Raw genomic sequence first — 1038 nt, forward strand, 5'->3', positions numbered from 1 at the left:
TAATTGTCAAACTTAGGGTAAGACTCTACATCACAACGCTTAAAGTCTTGACGGTTGTAACCCGCTTTCACATTCACGTTATCAGTCACTTGAGCATTAATATCGATACCGTAGTTTTCTACGTCGTTATCAATTTTTGACCACTGAGCGTCCCAGATGTACTTATCACCACGAACTGGCTTTCCGTCCACGATGTAAGCACCTGAATCTACGCTACCTTCGTCTTTTGTGCGGTCATAATGCGCTGACACCATGATGTTTTCAGTGATGTCATACTCAACAACTAGGCCACCCACAACACGGTCAGTTTGCGGCTTTGTGCCATCGCCATACGTACGCCAAGAGCTGTAGTTTTCTTTCGCAAAAATAGCGCGAGCACGTAGCGTTTCTGCGTCATTTAAAGAACCACTTACATCAAGTACGGTACGCGAATGTTCGTTTGAACCGATATCTTGGCTCAAGCTTACCTGTGTTTGCGTTGTTGGTTTCTTAGAAACCATGTTTACTAAGCCACCCGGCTCAGACTTACCATAAAGTAGACCAGATGGACCTTTTAGCACTTCAACGCGCTCTAAAAGCTCAATTGGCTGACGGTAATGTGACCAGTGCTGACGACCATCACGTAAGAAGCCATCAGAGCTACTTAGTTCAAAACCACGTAGCGAGAAACGTTCACGGTTACGGCTAGTTCCACCTGCGCTTACACTCGCGTCATTACGTAACACTTCACCTAGTGTACTTGCGCGTTGCTCACCGATGACGGTTTCGTCGATGACCGCAACCTGTCCCGGAGTTTCTAGCTGCGTCATTTCCATACGCATCGCTGTACTGTTGGTATCAGCTTTGTAGCCGAACTCGCGACCTTCTACAACTAGGTGCTCATCTGTTTGAACGTTTGCCACTGCAGGCGCTGCTAGCACCGCACCGATCACTAATGCCAAATGGCTCTTAGTAAACATATCCTTTCACTCCGATTATTTTCGGGTCGCACATTCAGTGAATGTGATTCCCTCTTATTTATTTTGCGAGTGAATATAA

1 pseudogene is annotated in these 1038 nt (G+C 46.2%); it reads right to left on the reverse strand.

Annotation, left to right across the window (positions count from 1 at the left end):
- Positions 1–959 (reverse strand): annotated as a pseudogene (gene peuA / locus R7M72_RS26030) (TonB-dependent siderophore enterobactin receptor PeuA); the annotation flags it as partial.
- Positions 960–1038: the final 79 nt, after the last annotated feature.

This window comes from Vibrio sp. YT-18, assembly GCF_033337345.1.
Lineage (GTDB): Bacteria > Pseudomonadota > Gammaproteobacteria > Enterobacterales > Vibrionaceae > Vibrio > Vibrio alginolyticus.